Source organism: Streptomyces sp. NPDC017529 (assembly GCF_044329785.1).
Taxonomy (GTDB): Bacteria; Actinomycetota; Actinomycetes; order Streptomycetales; family Streptomycetaceae; genus Streptomyces.
In genome coordinates, this window is sequence record NZ_JBIRJY010000003.1 from 439,621 (window position 1) to 462,627 (window position 23,007).

General features: G+C 73.2%; 17 protein-coding genes. 7 read left to right on the top strand and 10 right to left on the bottom strand.

Annotated elements, in window-relative coordinates; genetic code table 11:
* Positions 1-27: 27 nt before the first annotated feature.
* Entirely contained in the window at positions 28-1,059 is a 1,032-nt protein-coding gene (locus tag ACH4K4_RS09290) for an aspartate-semialdehyde dehydrogenase (RefSeq protein ID WP_398165940.1), read from the top strand.
* Positions 1,060-1,130: 71 nt separating this feature from the next.
* Here ACH4K4_RS09290 and ACH4K4_RS09295 read toward each other — a convergent pair whose 3' ends face one another.
* Complete coding sequence (locus ACH4K4_RS09295) at positions 1,131-1,652, bottom strand: DUF1203 domain-containing protein (protein ID WP_398165942.1); 522 nt, start codon at positions 1,650-1,652, stop codon at positions 1,131-1,133.
* A 65-nt stretch (positions 1,653-1,717) separates the two neighbouring features.
* On the bottom strand, positions 1,718-2,308 hold the full coding sequence (locus ACH4K4_RS09300; protein ID WP_398165944.1) for a Uma2 family endonuclease: 591 nt from the start codon (positions 2,306-2,308) through the stop codon (positions 1,718-1,720).
* A gap of 136 nt (positions 2,309-2,444) precedes the next feature.
* On the opposite strand from ACH4K4_RS09300, the gene pepN reads away from it, so the two are divergent.
* Positions 2,445-5,021, top strand: coding sequence for an aminopeptidase N (gene pepN / locus ACH4K4_RS09305; RefSeq protein ID WP_398165946.1), 2,577 nt, complete (start codon positions 2,445-2,447; stop codon positions 5,019-5,021).
* A gap of 170 nt (positions 5,022-5,191) precedes the next feature.
* Here the strand turns inward: pepN and alc are convergent, their stop codons facing one another.
* The 7 genes from alc to ACH4K4_RS09340 form a co-directional block, all read right to left on the bottom strand.
* The gene (gene alc / locus ACH4K4_RS09310) at positions 5,192-6,349 is read right to left on the bottom strand and encodes an allantoicase (RefSeq protein WP_398165948.1); all 1,158 of its coding nucleotides are present in this window, start codon (positions 6,347-6,349) and stop codon (positions 5,192-5,194) included.
* Between the two features lie 117 nt (positions 6,350-6,466).
* A complete protein-coding gene (locus tag ACH4K4_RS09315) occupies positions 6,467-7,432 on the bottom strand; it encodes a LysR family transcriptional regulator (RefSeq protein WP_398165949.1) in 966 nt (321 codons plus the stop codon).
* Between the two features lie 35 nt (positions 7,433-7,467).
* Positions 7,468-8,442 carry an acyl-ACP desaturase gene (locus ACH4K4_RS09320; protein ID WP_398165951.1) on the bottom strand — a complete coding sequence of 325 codons (975 nt, stop codon included), beginning with the start codon at positions 8,440-8,442 and terminating at the stop codon, positions 7,468-7,470.
* 181 nt (positions 8,443-8,623) lie between these two features.
* The gene (locus ACH4K4_RS09325; RefSeq protein ID WP_398165952.1) at positions 8,624-8,866 is read right to left on the bottom strand and encodes a hypothetical protein; all 243 of its coding nucleotides are present in this window, start codon (positions 8,864-8,866) and stop codon (positions 8,624-8,626) included.
* An 80-nt stretch (positions 8,867-8,946) separates the two neighbouring features.
* Complete coding sequence (locus ACH4K4_RS09330) at positions 8,947-10,653, bottom strand: alpha-L-fucosidase (RefSeq protein WP_398165953.1); 1,707 nt, start codon at positions 10,651-10,653, stop codon at positions 8,947-8,949.
* 138 nt (positions 10,654-10,791) lie between these two features.
* Complete coding sequence (gene malQ / locus ACH4K4_RS09335; RefSeq protein ID WP_398165954.1) at positions 10,792-12,951, bottom strand: 4-alpha-glucanotransferase; 2,160 nt, start codon at positions 12,949-12,951, stop codon at positions 10,792-10,794.
* Complete coding sequence (locus ACH4K4_RS09340; protein ID WP_398165956.1) at positions 12,951-13,253, bottom strand: hypothetical protein; 303 nt, start codon at positions 13,251-13,253, stop codon at positions 12,951-12,953. The genes malQ and ACH4K4_RS09340 overlap by 1 nt, the downstream gene beginning before the upstream one ends.
* Positions 13,254-13,986: 733 nt before the next feature.
* On the opposite strand from ACH4K4_RS09340, the gene ACH4K4_RS09345 reads away from it, so the two are divergent.
* Positions 13,987-17,142 (top strand): beta-N-acetylglucosaminidase domain-containing protein, encoded by a 3,156-nt coding sequence (locus ACH4K4_RS09345; RefSeq protein WP_398166307.1) that lies wholly within the window; start codon positions 13,987-13,989, stop codon positions 17,140-17,142.
* A 137-nt stretch (positions 17,143-17,279) separates the two neighbouring features.
* On the opposite strand, the gene ACH4K4_RS09350 is transcribed toward ACH4K4_RS09345, so the two are convergent.
* Complete coding sequence (locus ACH4K4_RS09350) at positions 17,280-17,816, bottom strand: HNH endonuclease (RefSeq protein WP_398165958.1); 537 nt, start codon at positions 17,814-17,816, stop codon at positions 17,280-17,282.
* Between the two features lie 276 nt (positions 17,817-18,092).
* Between ACH4K4_RS09350 and ACH4K4_RS09355 the strand changes: the two genes are divergently transcribed.
* From ACH4K4_RS09355 to ACH4K4_RS09370, 4 genes are all read left to right on the top strand, one after another.
* Positions 18,093-19,163 (top strand): mechanosensitive ion channel domain-containing protein, encoded by a 1,071-nt coding sequence (locus ACH4K4_RS09355; protein ID WP_398165959.1) that lies wholly within the window; start codon positions 18,093-18,095, stop codon positions 19,161-19,163.
* A gap of 79 nt (positions 19,164-19,242) precedes the next feature.
* Positions 19,243-19,779, top strand: coding sequence for a (2Fe-2S)-binding protein (locus ACH4K4_RS09360; RefSeq protein WP_398166309.1), 537 nt, complete (start codon positions 19,243-19,245; stop codon positions 19,777-19,779).
* Positions 19,776-20,792 (top strand): FAD binding domain-containing protein, encoded by a 1,017-nt coding sequence (locus ACH4K4_RS09365; protein ID WP_398165960.1) that lies wholly within the window; start codon positions 19,776-19,778, stop codon positions 20,790-20,792. Before ACH4K4_RS09360 ends, ACH4K4_RS09365 begins: the two co-directional genes overlap by 4 nt.
* A complete protein-coding gene (locus tag ACH4K4_RS09370) occupies positions 20,789-22,939 on the top strand; it encodes a xanthine dehydrogenase family protein molybdopterin-binding subunit (protein WP_398165962.1) in 2,151 nt (716 codons plus the stop codon). The genes ACH4K4_RS09365 and ACH4K4_RS09370 overlap by 4 nt, the downstream gene beginning before the upstream one ends.
* Positions 22,940-23,007 lie beyond the last annotated feature (68 nt).

Here is a 23,007-nt window from a genome sequence, read left to right on the forward strand (position 1 = left end):
TGCTGTACGTACCGAACAAGGAGTGCCATGAGGATCGGAATCGTCGGAGCCACCGGTCAGGTCGGCGGCGTGATGCGGGGCATTCTCGCCGAGCGGAACTTCCCGGTGGAGCAGCTGCGACTGTTCGCCTCGGCCCGCTCCGCCGGGCGTACGCTCCCCTGGCAGGACACCGAGATCACGATCGAGGACGCGGCCACCGCGGACTACTCCGGCCTGGACATCGTGCTCTTCTCCGCCGGCGGCGCGACCTCCAAGGCGCTGGCCCCCAAGGTCGCCGACGCGGGCCCGGTCGTGATCGACAACTCCTCCGCCTGGCGGATGGACCCCGACGTCCCGCTGATCGTCTCCGAGGTCAACCCGCAGGCGATCTCCGAGCGCCGCAAGGGCATCATCGCCAACCCGAACTGCACGACCATGGCCGCCATGCCGGTGCTGCGCCCGCTGCACGCCGAGGCCGGGCTGACCGCGCTGGTCGTCGCCACCTACCAGGCGGTGTCCGGCAGCGGCCTGGCGGGCGTCGCCGAGCTGGACGAGCAGGTACGCAAGGCCGTCGAGCAGGACGCCACCAAGCTCACCCACGACGGCTCGGCCATCGACTTCCCCGAGCCGGACAAGTACGTCCGCCCGATCGCCTTCAACGTGCTGCCGATGGCCGGCTCCATCGTCGACGACGGTCTGAACGAGACCGACGAGGAGCAGAAGCTCCGCAACGAGAGCCGCAAGATCCTGGAGATCCCGGGCCTGAAGGTCTCCGGCACCTGCGTGCGCGTCCCGGTCTTCAGCGGCCACTCGCTCCAGGTCAACGCCCGTTTCGAGCGCGAGATCTCTCCCGAGCGCGCCAACGAGCTGCTGGCCGGCGCCCCCGGCGTCGCCCTCTCGCACGTGCCCACCCCGCTCCAGGCCGCCGGCCAGGACGCGTCCTACGTGGGCCGCATCCGCAGGGACGAAACGGTCGACCACGGCCTGTCCCTGTTCCTGTCCAACGACAACCTGCGCAAGGGCGCGGCCCTCAACGCGGTCCAGATCGCGGAGCTGGTCGCGGCGGAACTGCGCGGCTGAGACGTTTCCGCAGATGCCGAGGGCCCGTACGGATCTTCCGTACGGGCCCCGAGGCATATCCGTGCGTACGGCTACGGCCGCCGCGCCTCGAAGTGGAAGCACCCGTATTCGAGGGCGCGCACGTGCACCAGCACCACGTCCGGCTCGACGAACGCCTCCGCGAAGGCCGCGTCGAACCCGGCCTCCGCATCCTCCGGGATCTCGAAGAACCGCCCGCCCACGATGTGCCCGTCCGCGTCGTACCGCCGCAGCGTCCGCAGCGCCCCCGGCCGCGCGAAGGGGTATCCCGTGCGGTTGCCGTCCGGCCCGCCGCACTCCCCGGCATGGATGAACACCGGTCCGCACTCGTCGTAAGCCCCCGGCCGCACCCGCCGCTCCTCGGCCCACCGCCGAAGCGGCGCGTACGAGACGAGCGCGACCCGCTCGCCTTCCCTGATGGGCCGCAGACAGCAGCGCAGCGGGCTGCCCACGCTGTCCACGTGATCGTTCGCGCTCCCGGCGGCGAATGCCTCCATGACCCGCCCGGAGTCGTCCGAGACGCGCAGTTCCTTGAGGGCCGCTTCGGGGATGGGGAGAGGTGGGTACGTCGTCATACGTACAGGGTGGGCGTGCATCCGGCCCGTTTCCGGCGGGAATCGGACGTGGAGGTGGGGCGGGCCTACGGCAGCTTGGGCGGGTACGGCTTGAACCGCGTGGTGTCGACCGCGAACGAGAACGGCTCGGGCAGCGGCACCGGGTCGCCGAACCGGTACGGGTCCACCCGGCGGTAGCTCAGGTGGTCCGGCTCCGAGTACAGCTCGATCATGCACTCGTTGGGGTCGATGAGCAGGTAGAGCGGGATGCGGCTCATCGCGTACCAGAAGCGCTTCTTGATGTAGTCGCTGTCCCGGTCGGAGGAGACGACTTCCACGACGAGGTCGACGCGGTCGGCGGGGAGGGGGTTCGGGTTGTTGCGGACCGCTTCCTCGGTGGTGATCGTGAGATCGGCCTTGGGCTCGAAACTGGAAATTTCGGAGACGAGCGCCTGCTCGGGCAGCACCATCCTCCCCTCGCTGATCATCTGCGCGGTGAGCAGAGCAACGATGTAGTTGTGGAACGGTGCTGCCGACGCCTGCATAACGATCTTTCCGTCGATGAGCTCGATCTTGAGCTGATCCAGCTCGGGGATCTTCTCCAGAAAGCGCAGCAGCTCGTGGCCCTTCTCGGCCCGCATGATGTCCTCAACAGTGTCGTGATGCATCAGGGTCATCGCGGCGCCTCCTTTCAGCCGGAGCGTAAGGTCGGCGGCCGCTCTGGAACGCACGATATCCGCCGTTGCCCTCTATCGGGTGATCCCGCGCCGCGTGGAAGGATGGCCCAAAGTCCGAAGCGAAGGAGATGAACGGGTGCCTGGCACGAATCTGACCCGCGACGAGGCGCAGCAGCGGGCGCGGCTGATCAGCGTGGACGCGTACGAGATCGATCTGGACCTCTCCGGCGCGCAGGAGGCGGGCGAGGGCGGCACCTACCGGTCGGTGACCACGGTGCGGTTCGACGTCGCCGAGGCGGGTGCGGAATCGTTCATCGACCTGGTGGCGCCGACCGTGCGCGAGGTGGTGCTCAACGGTGAGCCCCTGGACCCCGGCACGGTGTTCCAGGACTCCCGGATCGCGCTGCCGGGGCTGCGGGAGGGCCGCAACGAGCTGACGGTCGTCGCGGACTGCGCGTACACCAACACCGGCGAGGGGCTGCACCGCTTCGTCGACCCGGTCGACCAGCAGGCCTACCTCTACACGCAGTTCGAGGTGCCGGACGCCCGCCGGGTGTTCGCCAGCTTCGAGCAGCCGGACCTGAAGGCGACGTTCGCCTTCACCGTGAAGGCCCCCGAGGGCTGGAAGGTGATCTCCAACTCGCCGGCGCCCGAACCGCGGGACAACGTGTGGCACTTCGCCCCCACGCCGCGGATCTCCACGTACATCACCGCGCTGATCGCCGGCCCGTACCACAGCGTGCACAGCACCTGGGAGGGCGAGGGGCGCTCGGTGCCGCTGGGCATCTACTGCCGTCCGTCGCTGGCCGAGCACCTCGACGCGGACGCGATCTTCGAGGTCACCCGGCAGGGCTTCGACTGGTTCGAGGAGCAGTTCGACTACGCGTACCCGTTCGCCAAGTACGACCAGCTGTTCGTGCCGGAGTTCAACGCGGGCGCGATGGAGAACGCGGGCGCGGTGACCATCCGCGACCAGTACGTGTTCCGCTCGAAGGTGACGGACGCCGCGTACGAGGCGCGTGCCGAGACCATCCTGCACGAGCTGGCGCACATGTGGTTCGGCGACCTGGTCACCATGGAGTGGTGGAACGACCTGTGGCTGAACGAGTCGTTCGCCACGTACACCTCCATCGCCTGCCAGGCGGCGGCGCCCGGCAGCCGGTGGCCGCACGCCTGGACCACGTTCGCCAACTCCATGAAGACCTGGGCGTACCGGCAGGACCAGCTGCCCTCCACGCACCCGATCATGGCCGAGATCCGCGACCTGGACGACGTCCTGGTCAACTTCGACGGCATCACGTACGCGAAGGGCGCGTCCGTCCTCAAGCAGCTCGTCGCGTACGTCGGCAGGGACGAGTTCTTCCAGGGCGTCCAGGCGTACTTCAAGGCGCACGCCTTCAAGAACACCCGCCTGTCCGACCTGCTCGGCGCGCTGGAGGAGACCAGCGGGCGGGACCTGAAGACCTGGTCGAAGGCGTGGCTGGAGACGGCCGGCATCAACATCCTGCGCCCGGAGCTCCAGGTCGCCGAGGACGGCACGGTCACCTCCTTCGCCGTGCGCCAGGAAGCCCCCGCGCTGCCGGCCGGCGCCAAGGGCGAGCCGGTGCTGCGGCCGCACCGCATCGCGATCGGCTGCTACGACCTGAAGGACGGCAAGCTGGTCCGTACGAACCGGATCGAGCTGGACGTGGACGGCGAGCGCACCGAGGTGCCGTTCCCGGAGAACACGCCCCGCCCGGCCGTCATCCTCCTCAACGACGACGACCTGTCGTACGCCAAGGTCCGCCTGGACGAGGACTCCCTGCGGGTCGTCACCGAGCACCTGGGCGACTTCACCGAGTCGCTGCCGCGCGCGCTGAGCTGGGCGTCGGCGTGGGACATGACGCGGGACGGCGAGCTGCCCACCCGCGAGTACCTGGAACTGGTGCTGTCGGGCATCACCAAGGAGTCCGACATCGGCGTCGTGCAGTCGCTGCACCGGCAGGTGAAGCTGGCCCTGGACCTGTACGCGGCCCCGGACTGGCGGGAGACCGGCCTCGCGAAGTGGACCGAGGCGGCGCTGGAGCAGCTGCGGGCCGCGGCCCCCGGCAGCGACCACCAGCTGGCCTGGGCCCGCGCGTTCGCCGCCGCGGCCCGTACCGACGCACAGCTGAACCTGCTCCAGAGCCTGCTGGACGGCACGCAGGAGATCCCGGGCCTGGCCGTGGACACCGAGCTGCGCTGGTCGCTGGTGCAGCGGCTGGCCGCGACCGGCCGCGCCGACGAGAAGGTCATCGAGGCGGAGCTGGAGCGCGACCGGACCTCGGCGGGCGAGCGGCACGCCGCGGCGGCACGGGCGTCCCGGCCGACCGCCGAGGCGAAGGCGGAGGCCTGGGCCTCGGTCGTGGAGAGCGACAAGCTCCCCAACGCGGTGCAGGAAGCGGTCATCGGCGGCTTCGTCCAGACCGACCAGCGGGAACTGCTGGCCCCGTACGCGGAGAAGTACTTCGCCGAGGTCAAGGGCGTCTGGGACGCGCGCAGCCACGAGATGGCGCAGCAGATCGCGGTCGGCATGTACCCGGCCCTCCAGGTCTCGCAGGAGACCCTGGACGCGACCGACGCCTGGCTCGCCTCGGCCGCTCCGAGCGCGGCCCTGCGCCGCCTGGTGACGGAGTCCCGCTCCGGCATCGAACGCGCCCTGAAGGCCCAGCGCGCGGACGCGGCAGCGGCGTGACGGCCGTGCGGCGCTGAGGAATGGCGAGACGCCCCGGGCCGGTCGGCCCGGGGCGTCTCGCTCCCCCACATGGTGACGCCCGGCAGGCGGGCGCATAGTGTGCTGCCGCCTGCCGGGCGGGGTGGTGGCGCGCGGTCGGCCCCCCTCCGGCCGGCCCCGCGCGGGGTGTGTCAGCCGTTCAGGTCGTCGAAGCGGCGGACCAGTCCGGCGCGGCCCTCGTCGGTGAGGTCGCCGTACAGGCGCAGCCGGGCGAGGCCGCCGTCGGGGAAGACGTCCAGCCGTACGTGGGTGGCGGTCACCGTGCGCGGGAGCGCGAAGCGGTGCGGGGTGTCGGGCTGGAGCCTGGTCTGCGGCAGGATCTCGAACCAGGCGTCGGCGTCGGCCGGGTCGGCGGTCTGCGCGTCGCATCCGTAGAGCGCCGCCCAGCCCGCCGCGTTGCCCTTCAGGTACGCGGTGTCGAGTTCGACGGCGCGTATCTCGCCCTGTGCGGCGAGGCGGAACCGTACCCAGTCGTTGGTGTCGCGGACGCGGCGGCGGCGGTTCTCCCAGCCGTCATCCATCTTGCGGGACAGGTCGGGCTGGATGAGCTGCGCGGGCGAGGAGTAGAAGCGGTCGGAGGCGTCCTCTACGGTGCCGCCGTTCAGGACGGACAGCAGGTCGACGGTGCCGAGCACGTCCAGCCAGGCCGGGTCGGGCACGACCTCGCCGTGCACCCGCAGCCGGGCGATGCCGCCGTCGGGGTGCTGCTTGAGCCGCAGGTGGGTGAAGCGGCGTTCGGCGGTGACCTCGAAGCCGTTGGCGGCGTGGCCGCGTACCGGCGTGCGCGGGACGATCTCCTCCCACTTCACGCCGTCGGCGAGCAGGTCCTCGGGTCCGGGGCTGCCGGGGACCGAGGTGGCCTCGACGGTGATCTGCTGCGGGTAGTTGCCGCGGAAGTGGGCGGTGTCGACGATGACGCCGCGGACGACGCCGGGGGCGGCGAGGCGGATCAGCGCCCAGTCGTGCTCGTCGTCGGTGGGGAAGGGGTGCGCGCCGTCGGCCCCGCGCCGCCGCCGGGTCTCCCAGCCGTCCATGATCTTGCCCTTGTGGCCGAAGCGCTCCGGGTCGAACACCGCGGGTCCCGGCTTGAGCAGGTTCTCGCGCTCGGCGAAGAACTCGTCGTTCGCGGCGATGACGCCGGCGCCGAAGCGGCGGTCGGCGAGGTCGACGAGCGAGGTGAAGGGGAAGTCGCCGCCGCGGTAGTCCGCGTAGGGGTCGCCGCCGCCGTAGGGCGCGGCGTCGTTGGCGTGCGGGTCGGTGGAGGAGGCAACGGCCGGGGTGGTGGTCATCTCTGCCCTTCGGTGAGGGGGTGACGCGGTCTCCTCGACGATTGCAGGAACGATTACTCCAGGTCTATCGAAAGTTTCTGGAGGTCACGTTCAGGCGAACTGAATGGTGGGGTGGGTTCAGCGGGCCGCTTCGTCCGGCGGTACGGCTGCCCCCGCGGCCACCCGCCGGAGCCCGGCCAGCACCCGCGCCAGGCCCGGCGCCTCCTCCGCCCCACGCCGTACCGCCGCCACCACGTGCCGCCGCGGCTGGTCGGCCCGGAGCACCCGTACCGCCACCGCGGCGGCGCCCCCCTCGCCCCCCACGGGCCCGGACCGGCCCCGTACGCCCGACATCGCCATCCGCGGCACCAGCGCGACCCCCATGCCCGCGCCCACCATGGCGAGGATCGCGTCCCAGTCGGCCGCGGCGTGCGCCCGCTCCGGTACGAACCCGGCGTGCTCGCACGCGGTGGTGGTGATCTGCGACCAGGGGCCGCTGCTCCCGAAGATCCACTGCTCGTCCGCCAAGTCGGCCAGCCGCAGCCCCGGCTCGCCGGCCAGCGGGTGCCCGGCGGGCAGCGCCACGTCCAGCGGGTCGGCCAGCAGCGAGAACCGCGCGAACTTCGGGTCGCGGGGCGTCGGCGCGTGCGCGGCCAGCGAGAGCGCGAGGTCGACGCTGCCCTCCGCCAGCAGCTCGTACGCCTCCGCCGCCTCCGCCTCCCGCACGGACACGGCGAGGCCGGGGTGCGAGCGGCGCAGCTCCTGTACCGCGGGGACCACCAGCGCGGGGATCGCGGTGGAGAACGCGCCGACCCGCACCTCGCCCGCCTCGCCCTGGAGGTAGCCGAGCAGCTCGGCGTCCGCGCGCTCCAGCTGCGCGAAGACGGCTTCGGCGTGCCGCAGGACCAGCTGTGCGGCGTCCGTCAGGCGGACGCGCCGGCCGTGGGCCTCCAGGAGTGTCACCCCGAGCTGTCTGGCCAGCCCGGTCAGCTGCTGCGAGACCGCCGAGGGCGTCAGGTGCAGCGCTTCGGCGGCCGCGGTGACCGTGCCCAGCTCGTGGAGGGTGCGCAGGATGCGCAGCTTCTTGATGTCCCAGTCGGCCATGCGGGCAGCGTACGCAGCCGTACGGCCGGGCCTCGCTAGCCCCTCGCCGCGCGGCGGGCCTCCCGGGCCTCCAGCCGCTCGTCGAATTTGCGCGCCTGGTCGTCCAGCCCGCCCATGAACAGCCCCAGTTCCTCCTGGGCGCGCAGCCCGGCCGGGCCGAGGCCGCCGATCTCCATGACCTTCAGGAAGCGCAGCACCGGCTGGAGCACGTCGTCGTGGTGGATGCGCAGGTTGTAGATGCGCCCCAGCGCCATCCTGGCCGCGGCGCGCTCGAAGCCGGGCATGCCGTGTCCGGGCATGCGGAAGCCCGTGACGACGTCCCGTACGGCGCACATGGTCTGGTCGGGCGCGAGCTCGAAGGCGGCGCCGAGGAGGTTCCGGTAGAAGACCATGTGGAGGTTCTCGTCGGTGGCGATGCGCGCCAGCATCCGGTCGCAGACCGGGTCGCCGGAGTGGTGGCCGGTGTTGCGGTGCGAGATGCGGGTCGCCAGCTCCTGGAAGGCGACGTACGCCACCGAGTGCAGCATGCTGTGCGCGTTGTCGGACTCGAAGCCCGCCGACATGTGCGCCATGCGGAACCGCTCCAGCTCGACCGGGTCCACGGCCCGGCTGGTGAGCAGGTAGTCCCGCATGACGATGCCGTGCCGGCCCTCCTCCGCGGTCCAGCGGTGCACCCAGGTGCCCCAGGCGCCGTCCCGCCCGAAGAGGGAGGCGATCTCGTGGTGGTAGCTGGGCAGGTTGTCCTCGGTCAGCAGGTTCACCACCAGGGCGATCCGTCCGATGCCGGACACCTTGGACTGCTCGGGGGCCCAGGGCTCGCCGCCCATGACGCCGTCGAAGTTCCGGCCGTCGCTCCACGGCACGTACTCGTGCGGCATCCACTCCTTGGCGACCTTCAGGTGCCGGTTGAGTTCCTTCTCGACGACCTCTTCGAGTGCGTACAGCAGCCGGGCGTCGCTCCATGCGGCCTGGCCGCGCTGGGTGGCATGGCGGTCGGGGGCGATGGTCAAGAGAGCTCCTGGGGGACGGGGGTACCTACGGCTCCGTAGGTTACGCCATCGTAGGTTAGGCCCGTGTGAAGGCGACCTCCAGACGGAATGCAGCCTTTAGGCGCCGGAACGCAAAAAAGGGCGTCCGCAGGTTCTCGCGAACCTGCGGACGCCCTTTTCGAGGCGTCAGGAGTGCCCTGGATCAGCCCTTGGACTGCTTGCGGGACTTGTCACCGGCCATGACCAGGCCGGCGATGACCAGGAACAGGACGACGGGAGCGGCGACATAGAGGCCGAGCGTCTGGACGACACTCAGGCCCGGACCCGGGTCGTCACCATCGTCGCGGGTGAGCGCGAACGCGGGGGACGACATCAGCAGCAGCAGCGCGGTGCCGGCCGTGACGGTTCCGGCGCGCAGGGCGTTCTTCTTGACCAGATTGCTCACGAGGTCAACGTATCGGACGCCGTTCACCCCCGCGCGCCCGGGGTCGCCTTACGGCTGACGCGGGCCGGGTCGGGGCCGGGTCAGCGCCGGGACAGGTGGGCGGTGACCGGCTTCAGGCGCGGGGCGGCGCGCGCCGCGAGGACCCGTACGCGTACGGCGTCGGCGGTCACCGGCGCGGGCAGGGCCAGGATCCGCCGGTGCCCGACGGTCGTCCCCTCCGCGATCCGCCGCCACGCCCCGCCGGTCCGCGCCTCGACGGCGAACCGTTCCACCCGCTGCCCGAACCGCAGGTCCTCGCCCAGCCCGACCCGGTCGAACGGGACGCCTCCGGGCCGCGCGCCCGGCACCCCTTCCAGGACGTTCCTGCCGTACGTGTCCCGCACGGCCCGCCCGAAGGCGGCGAGGGAGGACACGTCGGCCGCCGCGATCCGGCCGCCGCGCCCCGGCGGCACGTTGAGCAGCAGCGACGCGTTGCGGCCCACGCTCTTCTCGTACAGGTCCACGAGCTGCTCCGGCGTCTTGGGCCGCTCCCAGGGATGGTGGAACCAGCCCGTCCGCAGGGAGACGTCCGCCTCCGCCGGGTACCACTGGAGGTACTTGGTGGCGGGCGCCAGCAGCTTGGCGCGCGACCCGATGTCGGCGTCGGTGGAGTCGTTGGGCAGACCGCCGGAGAGGACCGACCAGGGGTCGACGGCGGACGGGGTGACACTCCACTCCGTCTCGCGGGCCACGCCCTTCTCGTTGCCGACCCAGCGCACGCCCTGCGGCCCCTGGAAGACGACCGTGCGCGGCGAGAGGCGGCGGATCGTCTCGAACCACTGCCGCACGTCGTACTTCTGGGTGATGCCGGCGCCCGCCCACGGGTTCGCGCCGTCCAGCCACAGTTCCTCGACGGGGCCGTACTGGGTGAGCAGTTCGTAGACCTGGTTGAGGTAGTACGCGTCATAGTCGTCGGCCCGGACGGTGAAGGAGGGCAGCCGGCCGTCCCGTACGGCGTCGGCGCGGTCGTCTCCGGGGACGAGGGTGGGGAGGGTGCGCTCGGTGACCGCGCTGCCGTTGCCGAAGCGGCCCAGCCCGGCGGGCGCCCGGCCGCGGTCCTCCAGGGCGACGCGCTCGGGCAGGCTCAGCGGCCTGCCCTCCGCTTGCTTGCGCCGGACCTCCTCGACCCAGCGCGCGTGCCAGGCGTGCGGCAGTTCGGCGCCGTCGGACGGGGAGAGATAGAGGCCGACCTTGAGCCCGGCCTTGCGGGCGGCCCGTACGTACGCGCCGACGACGTCCGGCTGCCCTGGGCTCGCCCGTACGGTGTGCGGGGTGTAGCGGCTGGGGTGGAGCACGAAGCCGTCGTGGTGCTTGGCGGTGAGCATGACCTGCTCGGCGCCCGCCGCCTTGTAGGCGCGCATCCACTGGTCCACGTCGATACGCGGGGGAGCGAACCACTTCGGGTCCTCGGTTCCCGACCCCCACTCGCGGCCGGTGAAGGTGTTCATGCCGAAGTGCGTGAACGCGGTGACCTCGCGCTGCTGCCAGGCGAGTTGGGCCGCGGTCGGCACGATGTGTGCGGCCTTCTCGATGATCCGGGCCGGGGTGTCGCACGGCTGGACGGCCATCTGGGACGCGGGGCGCACGGGGCCTTGGCAGGGGCTCGCGGCGGTCCGGTGAGCGGGCGCGTGCTCCCGTCCGCCGGCGGTGGCCTGGGGCGGGGCGAGCGGGGTGAGCGGGGTGAGAGCGGCGGCGACGGTGAACGCGAACACGGTACGGAGGCGACAGCGCCGGCCTCGTCTCGCCATGGTTCCTCTTGCCACGGTTCTTCTTGCCATGGTCCCCTCCAGCTCCCCGACCGCGATGGGGCGGATCTCTTGGACGGCGTCCACGGCATGCTGCCGTACGGCCCCGGCGACCGGAAGACCGGCGGCCGCCCCTCCCCGCTACGGTCGCGGCGCGCCCAGCTCGCGCATCAGCGCGTGCAGTCGCGGCGAAGCGGCGATCTCTTCCAGCGTCAGCGGGCGGCCTTCCGCATCGGCGACCGGAAGCCGCCAGTTGGGGTATTCATCCGACGTCCCCGGCAGGTTCTGCGGACGCCGGTCCCCCACCGCGTCCGGCAGCCACACCCCGACCATGCGGGCCGGCGTCCGCAGCAGGTAGCGGTGCAGCGCCTTGACGGCGCCCTCCTCGTTCGCCTGCCCCTCGGGCAGCAGCCCGAGCCGGCCCAGCAGCTCCAGCCACTCTCCGACCTCGACGGCCTCCGCCGCCCGCTCGTCCTGGAGCGGGCGGTCCAGCAGGCCGAGACGGTCGCGGAGTTCGGCGTGCTGCCCCGTCAGCCTGGCCGCCGTACTGGGCAGGTCGTGCGTGGTGACGGTGGCCAGGCAGTCGGCGCGCCAGGAATCCGGCGGCAGCGGCCGGGCCGCCGCGTCGGTGTAGTCCCGCTCGAACCACAGCACCGAGGTACCGAGCACGCCCCGCTCGGCCAGCTCCGTGCGCACCACCGGCTCGACGGTCCCCAGGTCCTCGCCGATGACGGCGGCGCCCGCGCGGTGCGCCTCCAGGGCCAGGACGGACAGCATCGCCTCGGCGTCGTACCGCACGTACGCGCCCTCGGTCGGCGGCCGGCCCTCCGGCACCCACCACAGCCGGAACAGGCCCATGACGTGGTCGATGCGCAGCGCGCCCGCGTTCCGCAGCAGGCCGTGCAGCAGGCCGCGGTACGGGGCGTAGCCCTGGGCGGCCAGCGCGTCCGGGCGCCAGGGCGGCAGGCCCCAGTCCTGGCCGCGGGAGTTGAAGGCGTCGGGCGGCGCGCCGACGGACATGCCGGCCGCGAAGGCGTCGCGCTGGGCCCAGGTGTCGGAGCCGGAGGGGTGCACGCCGACGGCCAGGTCGTGCACCAGCCCGATGTCCATCCCGGCCTCGCGGGCGGCGCGCTGGGCGGCGGCGAGCTGCTGGTCGGTGTACCAGGCGAGCCGGCTGTGGAAGTCGATCCGGTCCAGCAGGCTGCCGCGCATCCGTGCCGTACGGGCCGAACGCGGGTCGTCCAGGCCGGCGGGCCAGGAGCGCCAGTCGGGCCCGTACCGCTCGGCCAGCGCGCACCAGGTGGCGTGGTCCTCCAGGCCCGCGCCCTGACCGGCGAGGAAGTCGCAGTAGGCGGCGCGGCGGCCGGGGCCCAGCGGCACCTTCCAGAGCAGCTCCAGCGCCTGCTTCTTCAGGTCCCACACGGCGTCCCGGTCGATCAGCGCGCCCTCGCCGAGCACCCTCTCGCGCAGCTTCCCGGCCGCCGCGAGCAGTTCCCCCGCCCGGGTACGGGCGGCGCCCTCCAGGAGGCCGAACTCCGGGATGTCCTCGATCCGCAGGTGGACGGGGTCGGGAAAGCGGCGTGAGGAGGGCCGGTACGGCGAGGGGTCGGTGGGCGCTCCGGGGACGGCGGCGTGCAGCGGGTTGATCTGTACGAAGCCGGTGCCGAGGGCGCGTCCCGACCAGGCGGCCAGCTCGGCGAGGTCGCCCAGGTCGCCCATGCCCCAGGAGCGGGCGGAGAGCAGGGAGTAGAGCTGCACCATGAAGCCGTGGGTGCGGCCGGGCGGCGCGGGCATCCGGTCGGGGGCGACGATCAGGTGGGCGCGGGCGGAGCGGCCGTCGGGCGTGTGGGCGCGCAGGGTGTGGACGCCCAGGGGCAGGCGGCCCACGTAGCCGCGCGGCTCCGCCGTCCGGGGACGGTGGCGGCCGGGGGCCCGGCGGGCGTCGCGCGCGTCGCCGGCGGGCGGCCGGTACGCGTAGTCCGGGCGGCCCGAGGGGTCGAGGCCCCAGTCGAGCACCTCGCCGGGACCGGTCTCCACCCGCAGGGCGGTGCCGTCGGGCAGCCGGGACAGGTCCGGCGGGCGCCCGGGGCGCACCACGACGGTGGGCGGGAGCAGGGCACGGGCGGCTCCGTGCTCGTACGTCTCCAGGGCGGCGCGTACGGCGTGCGGGGTCGAGGCGTCGACGCCGAGCGCGGCGAGCACGGCGACGACGGTGTCGTCACCGACGTGGACGGTTCGCCCCGGCGCGGGCTCGTAGGAGGTGCAGACGCCGTGCAGGCGGGCGAGCCGCGGTCGGCCCATCAGACCTCCATGGACTCCGTGCCCAGGCCGGCCGCGGTGGGCTCGCTGGTCAGCGGCAGCTCGGCGGCGATCGGGGACTCACTGGTCAGCGGCGCGGCGTCGGCGAGCGGGGGCTCGCTGGTCAGGGGCGGTTCGCAGAAGCAGAACGAGCCGGATCCGTTCAGGCCGGAGTCCGGGTCGGACACCCCGTCGAACAGATCCGGCTCGGCAGGTCCGGCCGAATCGGAGGGTTTGACGCGCTCTGCGGGGTACTCGGGGGCGGAGGACAGGGCGTCGAGGAGGAGCTGAGCGGACGCGGCCACGGCGGGCCTCCCGTTCGTCGGTAGTGGGACACGACCTGCCCTACCCACTCCGGGCGGTGGCAGACGTACTCATTCAACCAACGTGTGCCAGGTCACACATCCCTCGTGCAGGCGATTTGCCGGTGGCGGACGGGTGGTAGCGCAGGGATGCCCCTCAAACGGGCGTTCCGGAGGAAGTCCTTCGGGGTGATCCCGCAAGCCGTTCCCGCCCACGGCGGCCCGCGCGTTCCCCCTGGTCCGCATGCCCGCCGTCCTGCCCGAGCCCGCTCCGCCACAGCGCGCGCCGGGCTCCCCCGCGTATCACCGCACCTGCCGCGACACGCCGGTCACACAGGGCAAACCCGGCACTTCGCCGACTGCCGTTGACACCCTCACCGCTCGAATGGTGGGCTCACTGCCGAAGGCTTGTCCGGCGGGGTTCCACGGGGTTCGAGGCCCCCGCCGGCAGTCGGCTCAGGGGCGCGGCCGCGGGGGCGGCCGGGCAATCGGCCGTCCGGTGTGACACCGGTCGGCCCGTGAGTTGGACGACGGGGACTGAGGAGAGACCGTGCGAGTCCGGAGCGGCATTCGGGACGCCGGAAGGGTCGGCAGGCAGGGCGGGACGACGGGCGCGGCCGGGGACGGGCACGCGCGGGCGGGCGCCGGCGGGCGCCCGGACACGGCCGGGGCCGGCGACGGCACGGCCCCGGGCATCGCGTACCTGAACGGCCCCACCAGCATCGGCACCGGCAGCATCGGCCGCCTCGGCACCGCCCGGGCCGGGGCCCGCGCGCGCGTCGCAGGGGCCACCGCCCTCGCCGCCGCCGTCATCGGCGGGCTGCTCGGGGCCGCCACCCCGGTCAACGCGGCGCCCGCCGACCCGGTCGTCGGCACCCCCGACCTCCCCGGGCAGGCCGGCGGCACCGGCCGTACCGCCTCCGCCGGGCAGCCACCCGCCGTGTGGCCGCGCCCGCAGTCGATGCGGTCGCTCGGCACGCCCGTACCGCTGGGCGACGAGGCCGTCCTCGTCGCGGCCGCCGACACCGACCCGTACGCTCTGGACGCGCTGCGCGGCCTGCTGCGCGACGCCGGCGTCCGCACCGTACGCGAGGCCGCCCCGGACCAGCCGCCGCCCGCCGGAGGCCCGGTGTTCCGCGTCGGCGGCCGGGACGCCGACGCGGCGCTGCGGGCCCTGGGCGCGCCCGCCCGCGGAGATCTGCCGTCCGGCGGCTACCGCCTCGCGGCCGGCGAGGCCGCGGGCCGGGACACCGTCGCCCTGGACGGCGTCGGCCCGGACGGCCTCTTCCACGCCGTGCAGACCCTGCGCCAGCTCGTCGCGGAACGCGCCAAGGGCGACGGCGGCGGCAAGGAGCTGGCCGCGGTGGCCGTACGGGACTGGCCCGGCACCGCCGTACGCGGCATGACCGAGGGGTTCTTCGGCCAGCCCTGGACCCGGCAGCAGCGCCTGGACCAGCTCGACTTCATGGGCCGTACGAAGCAGAACCGCTACCTGTACGCGCCCGGCGACGACCCGTATCGCCAGTTCCGGTGGCGCGACCCCTACCCGGCCGCGCAGCGCGACGACTTCCGCGCGCTGGCCGAGCGGGCCCGCGCCAACCACGTGACGCTGGGCTGGGCGGTCTCCCCCGGCCAGGCCATGTGCATGTCCTCCGAGGACGATCTCAAGGCGCTGCGCCGCAAGGTGGACGCGATGTGGGCGCTGGGCGTGCGCGCCTTCCAGCTCCAGTTCCAGGACGTCAGCTACAGCGAGTGGCACTGCGACGCGGACGCCGACACGTTCGGCTCGGGCCCGGAGGCCGCCGCCAAGGCCCACGCCAAGGTGGCGGACGCGCTCGCCGAGCACCTCGCCGAGAAGTACCCCGGGGCGGCGCCGCTGTCGCTCATGCCCACCGAGTACTACCAGGACGGCTCGACCGCCTACCGCGAGGCGCTCGCCGCCGCGCTGTCCGACCGCGTCGAGGTCGCGTGGACCGGGGTCGGCGTCGTGCCCCGCACCATCACCGGCGGCGAACTGGCCGAGGCCCGCGCGGTGTTCGGCCACCCGGTGGTCACGATGGACAACTACCCGGTCAACGACTACGCGCAGGACCGTATCTTCCTCGGCCCCTACACCGGCCGCGAACCCGCCGTCGCCACCGGCTCCACCGGGCTGCTCGCCAACGCCATGGCCCAGCCCACCGCGTCCCGCATCGCGCTGTTCACGGCCGCCGACTTCGCCTGGAACCCGCGCGGCTACCGGCCCGGCGCCTCATGGGAGGCCGCCGTCACCGACCTGTCCGGCGGCGACGCGGACTCCCGCGCCGCCCTGTACGCGCTGGCCGGCAACGACGCCTCCTCGGTCCTCGCCACCGACGAGTCCGCGTACCTCAAGCCCCTGATCGAGGCGTTCTGGAAGACCCGCGCCGCCGCCACCAACGGCGGCGACCCCGGCGACGACGAGCGGTACGCCAAGGCCGCCGCCCGGCTGCGGGCCGCCTTCCACACGATGAGCGGCGCGCCGGAACGGCTCTCCGCCGGACTGGCCGCAGAAGTACGTCCCTGGGCGCGCCAGTTGGCGCGGTACGGCTCGGCGGGCGAGCGGGCCGTCGACATGCTGGTGGCGCAGGCCCGCGGGGACGGTTCGGCCGCCTGGACCGCGCAGCGTGCCGTGCAGGACCTGCACAAGAAAATCAAGAAGAGTCCGGTGACGGTCGGCAAGGGCGTCCTCGGCCCCTTCCTCGACCGCGCGATGACCGAGTCCGACGCCTGGACCGGCGCCCGCTCCGACACGCCGCCGCCCGACGAGGGCGCCCACCCCACCTCGCTGTCCGTCCCCTTCGGCCGCACCCGCGCGCTGACCGCGGTCACCGCGCTCACCGAACCGAGCCCGTCCTCGGCCGCCGTCTCCGTGGAGGCGCACGTCCCCGGCGAGGGCTGGCGCCGCCTCGGCGGCCTCTCCGAGACCGGCTGGACCCAGTCGGAAGCCCGCGGCCTGAAGGCCGACGCGATCCGGCTGGCCTGGAAGGACGGCGCCACCGCGCCGTCCGTGCACTCCTTCACCCCGTGGTTCGCCGACACCCCGGCGGCCGGCCTGGAGCTCTCCCACGACGCGATCGACGCCGAGACCGGCGGCACGGTCTCCGTCGACGCGCGGATCTTCTCCCGCCGCCCCGCCGACGTGGAGGGCAAGCTCACGGCCGAGGCCCCCAAGGGCTTCACCGTACGGGCGCCGGAGCACGTCACCGCGCCGCGCGGCGGCACGGCCACCGCGCGCGTCCAGGTCACGGTCCCCAAGGACGCCCCGTCCGGCACGTACCGGATCCCGGTGACCTACGGCGACCAGAAGCGGACGCTGACCGTCCGCACCTATCCGCCCACCGCCGGCCCCGACCTGGCACGCGGCGCCGCGGCCACGTCCTCCGGCGACGAGACCCCCGACTTCCCGGCCTCGGCCGCCACCGACGGCGACCCGAAGACCCGTTGGTCCTCGCCCGCCCGGGACGACGCCTGGCTCCGGTTCGAACTGCCGCGCCCGGTCCGCCTGGGCCGCCTGGTCCTCGACTGGCAGGACGCGCACGCCGCCGCCTACCGCGTCCAGGTCTCCGCTGACGGCGTCACATGGCGCACGGCGGCCACCGTCACCGACAGCAAGGGCGGCCGCGAAACGGTCCGCATGGACGCGAAGGACGCCCGTTTCGTCCGTATCCAGGGCGACAAGCGCGCGACCCGCTTCGGGTACTCGCTGTGGGGCGTGGAGGCGTATGCGGTGAAGGGCTCGGAAAAGCCGGCACCGCCCGCGCAGCCGCCCGGCGGCTCCCGCCCCGGCACGCCCGCCCGGCCGGGCTCCACGGGGGACGCCCTGAAGGGGGCTCCGACGGCTGCCGGGACGTGGACGGCCGGCGACCGCTGAGAGGCGCGCGTACAGAAGACACGACACGCGTACAGAAGGCGCACGTACGGGATTCGGGTCGCGGCCCGGCGGGGGCCGGGCCCGGGTCCGGTCTCCGCCCGGACCCGGCCGGTCACTCCCCACGCGAAAACCCGGACCTATGCCGATACGGCATCGATCCGGGCCAGCGCGTCATCCGCCCCGTACGGCTGCAGATATGGCAGCCACCGGGGATCCCTATGCCCGGTGCCGATGATCCGCCAGGCCAGGCCCGACGGCGGCGCGGGCTGGTGCCGCAACCGCCAGCCGATCTCGGCGACATGCCGGTCGGCCTTGACGTGGTTGCAGCGGCGGCACGCGGCCACGACGTTCTCCCACGTGTGCTGGCCGCCCCGGCTGCGCGGCACGACGTGGTCGACGCTGGTTGCGACGCCACCGCAGTACATGCACCGGCCGCCGTCCCGGGCGAAAAGGGCACGGCGGGTCAGGGGGACGGGACCGCGAAAAGGCACCCGCACGAACCGCTTGAGGCGGACCACACTCGGGGCGGGCATCACACGGGTCGCGCTGTGCATCAGGGCGCCGGACTCCTCAAGGCTCACGGCCTTTTCGTTGAGGACGAGGATGAGCGCGCGGCGGAGCGGTACGACGCCGAGCGGCTCGTACGACGCGTTGAGGACCAGGACATACGGCACGGGTGCCTCCTTGTACGCCGGCGGCGCGTGGCTTGCGCCGGGACGATCTCCCCACAGTGTCCCCCGGTGCCTGGTCGGAGCGCCACCATCACCGCGTAACGGGCCCGAGGTGTTTTCGACCACACACCTTTACTTCCCCCCAAACAGGCCCGTAATTGATCCGGTCACTCTCGAACACCGGCGCGGACCGCCCCCGTTGCCCCGTTAGTGTGGTTGGTCTGCCCGGGCCACGGTGGTACCGACCCGGGTCTGCTGTCCCACACGGAGGTTCCTGCTGTGTCCTGGTCCGTTTCACCAGCCGCCGCGTCGCCCGGCCCGTACCGCCGGGCGTCGCTCGACGACGCCACGGAGAAGGCCACCAACGCCGCCGGATGGGTGGAGGAGAACTGGGCGACCTGGCTCACGTCCGGTCTGCAGATCGCGCTGATCATCGTCATCGCGGTGATCCTGCGGCATGTGATCCGGCGCACCATCACCAAGCTCATAGAGCGGATGAACCGCACCGCGACCGCCGCCCAAGGCACCGCGCTGGGCGGGCTCCTGGTCAACGCCGAACGCCGCCGCCAGCGCTCCGAGGCCATCGGCTCGGTGCTCCGCAGCGTCGCGTCCTTCGTCATCATGGGCACCGCGGCCCTGACGGTGCTGTCCGTCCTCAAAATCAACCTGGCCCCGCTGCTGGCCAGCGCCGGTGTCGCGGGCGTCGCCATCGGCTTCGGCGCCCGCAACCTCGTCACCGACTTCCTCTCCGGCGTCTTCATGATCCTGGAGGACCAGTACGGCGTCGGCGACGAGATCGACGCGGGCGTGGCCACCGGCACGGTCGTCGAGGTCGGCCTGCGCGTGACCAAGCTGCGCGGCCCCAACGGCGCCATCTGGTACATCCGCAACGGCGAGGTCAAGCGCATCGGCAACCTCAGCCAGGGCTGGTCCACCGCCGCGGTGGACGTCATGATCGCCCCCGACCAGGACCTGGACCGCGCCCGCGAGATCATCACCGCCGTCGGCGAGGAGATGTCCAAGGCCGAACCCTGGAACGAACAGCTCTGGGAGCCGGTCGAGATCCTCGGCCTGAGCGAGGTCCACCTCGACTCCGTCACGATCGGCGTCTCCGCCAAGACCATGCCCGGCAAGGCCCCGGGCGTCGAACGCGAACTCCGCTGGCGCATCAAGAAGGCCCTGGACGCCGAGGGCATCACCCTCGCCCCCCCCCCCCTCCCCGTGACCTCCGAGGAGCCCCCGGCCCCCGATCCCGCCGCCTCCTTCTCCGCTCCCTCGGCCCTCGCCAGCCCGACGTCCCCGCAGTCGCTGGCGACCACACCGATCCCGCCGCCGAACCTGTCGAAGTAGCGCGGCCCGCCCGCGGCCCACCGCCCCGTCACCTGTATGCAGTCGTTTACAGCGCCCTCTCCGGGTGACTCGCCTGACCATGGAGACCGAGATCAGGTTGCGCGTCGACGGGCGGGCGTACGAGCTGGTGGTGGACACGCGTACCACCGTGCTCGACGCGTTGCGGGAGCGGCTGGGGATCACCAGCCCCAAGAAGGGGTGCGATCACGGGCAGTGCGGGTCGTGCACCGTGCTGCTCGACGGGCGGCGGGCCACGACCTGTCTCGCCCTGGCCGTGGCGCACGACGGTGCGGAGATCACCACGGCCGAGGGGCTGGGCGAGGGTGGCGAACCGCACCCCGTGCAGCAGGCCTTCGTGGACCACGACGCGCTCCAGTGCGGGTACTGCACGCCGGGTCAGGTGTGTTCGGCGGTGGGCGTGCTGAGGGAGGCCGCGCAGGGGTGGCCGAGCGCGGTCACCCCCGTGGGCGCGGAGGAGGACGTCGCGCTCGGTCACGACGAGATCGCCGAGCGGATGAGCGGCAATCTGTGCCGCTGCGGGGCGTATGTGAACATCGTTCCGGCCGTCGCGGCCGCTGCCGAGGCCGCTGCCGAGGCCGAGGGAGCGCACCGGTGAAGCCGTTCCGGTACGAGCGTGCCACCGACGCGGCCGGGGCCGTCGCCACCGTGGCGGCGCACCCCGGGGCCGCGTTCCTGGGCGCCGGCACCAACCTCGTCGACCACCTGAAGCTCGGCATCACCGCTCCCGACCTGCTGGTCGACGTCACACGGCTGCCCCTGGACCAGGTGGAGGAGCTGCCGGACGGCGGGCTCCGGGCGGGGGCGAACGTCCGCAACGCCGACCTGGCCGCCCACCCGGCCGTACGCTCGCGCTACCCCGTGCTCTCCCAGGCCCTGCTGTCCGGGGCGTCCGGGCAGCTCCGCAACCTCGCGACCACCGGCGGCAACCTCCTCCAGCGCACCCGCTGCGCCTACTTCCAGGACCCGTCCACGCCCTGCAACAAGCGCGCCCCGGGCTCCGGCTGCGCGGCGCTCGAAGGGTGGACCCGCTACCACGCCGTTCTCGGCGCCTCCTCGCACTGCGTGGCCGTGCACCCCTCCGACATGGCGGTGGCGATGGCCGCCCTGGACGCCGTGGTCGTGACCCTGGGCCCGGACGGCGAGCGCCGGATCCCGGTCACCGAGTTCCACCGGCTGCCCGGTGACGCGCCGCACCGGGACACGGTCCTGCGGCACGGCGAACTGATCACCGCCGTCGAGCTGCCCGCCCTGCCGTACGCGGCCCGTTCCCGCTACCGCAAGGTGCGCGACCGCGCCTCGTACGCCTTCGCGCTGGTCTCCGTGGCGGTGGCCCTGGACCTGGAGGACGACGGGCGGACCGTACGGGAGGCGCGGATCGCGCTGGGCGGGGTCGCGCACAAGCCGTGGCGGGCCGAGCGCGCCGAGCGGGCCCTGCGCGGGCTCCCGGCCACCGAGGAGAGCTGCCGTACGGCCGCCGACGCCGAGACGGCGGACGCCCATCCGCTGCGGGACAACGCGTTCAAGGTCCCGCTGGTGCGCAACACGCTGGTCGCCGTCGTACGCGACCTGGTGACGGAGACGCCGGGCGGCCTGGGAGGGTCACGATGACGAACACGTCCGAGAGCCGGGCGCCGAGCCCTTCGCAGACCCCGGGCGCGTCGCGCGCCGTCGGCGCGGACCTGGAGCGCGCGGACGCCAGGGACAAGGTCCTCGGGAGGGCCCCGTACGCCTTCGAGCACCCGGTGGAACGTCCCTGCTACGCGCACGCGGTCCTGTCCTCCGTACCCCGCGGCCGCGTCACGGCCGTCGACACCGAGGCCGCGCGGCAGGTGGACGGCGTCATCACCGTGCTGACGCACGAGAACGCCGAGCGGCTGGCCTCCACCGAGGACGCGGAGCTGGCGATCCTGCAAAGCGCCGAGGTGGCGTTCCGCGGGCAGATCGTGGGGGCGGTGGTCGCCGAGACGCCGGAGGCCGCGCGGCACGCCGCCTCACTCGTACGGATCACGTACGCCACCGAGCCGCACGAGTCCGAACTGGATCCGGACGAGAACGAGCTGTACCGGCCGGAGTCGGCCAACGGTGGTGCGGACACGGACAGCGAACTGGGCGACCTGGATGCCGCCATGGCGGCGGCAGCGGCGGAGCCCGGCGCGGTGACGCTGGACGAGACGTACATGACGGCGATGACCCACTGCAACCCGATGGAACCGCACGCGACGATCGCCGTCTGGCAGGGCGACGAACTGACGCTGTACGACTCCAGCCAGAGCGTGCACGGGCACCGCGACACCCTGGCCGAGGTCTTCGGCCTCGACCCGGCCCGGGTCCACATGATCTGCCCGTACGTCGGCGGCGGCTTCGGTTCGAAAGGCGAGCCGCACGCCCACGCCGTACTGGCGGCGCTGGCCGCCCGGGAGGTGTCGGGACGGGCCGTGAAGTTCGCCCTGACCCGGCAGCAGATGTTCACCCTCGTCGGCTACCGCACCCCGACGTACCAGCGGGTACGGCTCGCGGCCGGCGCCGACGGGCGGCTGACCGGCATCGGCATGGACGCCGTCGAGCAGACCTCGCGCATCAAGGAGTTCGCGGAGCAGTCCGCCAACCCGACGCGGACCATGTACGCGGCACCGCACCGCCGGACCACCCACCGCCTGGCCGCGCTCGACGTGCCGGTGCCGTCCTGGATGCGGGCGCCCGGCGAGTGCCCCGGCATGTTCGGGCCCGAGGTCGCCATGGACGAACTCGCCGAGCGCCTCGGCATCGACCCCGTCGAACTGCGCATCCGCAACGACGCGCCGGTGGACCCGGAGTCGGGCAAACCCTTCTCCAGCCGCAACCTGGTCGCCTGCCTGCGCGAAGGCGCCCGCCGGTTCGGCTGGCAGGAGCGCGACCCGCGCCCGGGGACACGACGGGACGGCCGCTGGCTGGTCGGTACGGGCGTCGCCTCGTCCGCCTACCCGGTCAACCGCGTGCCGGGCTCGGTCGCCGCGGTCCACTACGAGGGCGACGGCCGCTACCGGGTGGACATCGGCGCCGCCGACCTGGGCACCGGCGCCTGGACGGTGCTGGCCCAGATCGCCGCCGACGCGCTGGACGTCCCCCTCGACGCCGTCGCACTGCGCATCGGCGACACCGCGCTCCCGAAGGCGACCGTCGCGGGCGGCTCCTCCGGCACGGCGATGTGGGGCTCGGCGATCGTGGCGGCGGCGCAGACGTTCCGCAAACGCCACGGGCACGACCCCGCGCCCGGCGACCACGCCCAGTCCGAAACACCCGCCAACCCGCACGCCGAACGCTTCGCGATGCACGCGTTCGGCGCCCAGTTCGCCGAGGTACGGGTGGACGCCGACACCGGCGAGATCCGCGTACCGCGCCTCCTCGGCGTCTTCGCCGCCGGCCGCATCGTCAACCCGCGCACCGCCCGCTCCCAGCTGGTCGGCGGCATGACCATGGGCCTGTCCATGGCCCTCCACGAGGAAACCGTCACGGACCCGCGCTACGGCCTCCTCGTCAACCACGACCTGGCGAACTACCACGTCACGGCCAACGCGGACGTACAGCGCATCGAAGCCCACTGGATCGACGAGGACGACCCGTACGTCAACCCGCTGGGCGCCAAGGGCATCGGCGAAATCGGCATCACGGGCACCGCGGCAGCCATCGCCAACGCGGTACGGCACGCGACGGGCGTACGAGTGCGAGAGGTGCCGGTCACATTGGACAAGGTGCTGGAGGGGTTGCCGGGGAGGTGAACTCCGCGCGGGCGGTCGATTGTCAGTGCCGTGCGGTTCACTGGTCACAGCAGACGGAGCGATGACAG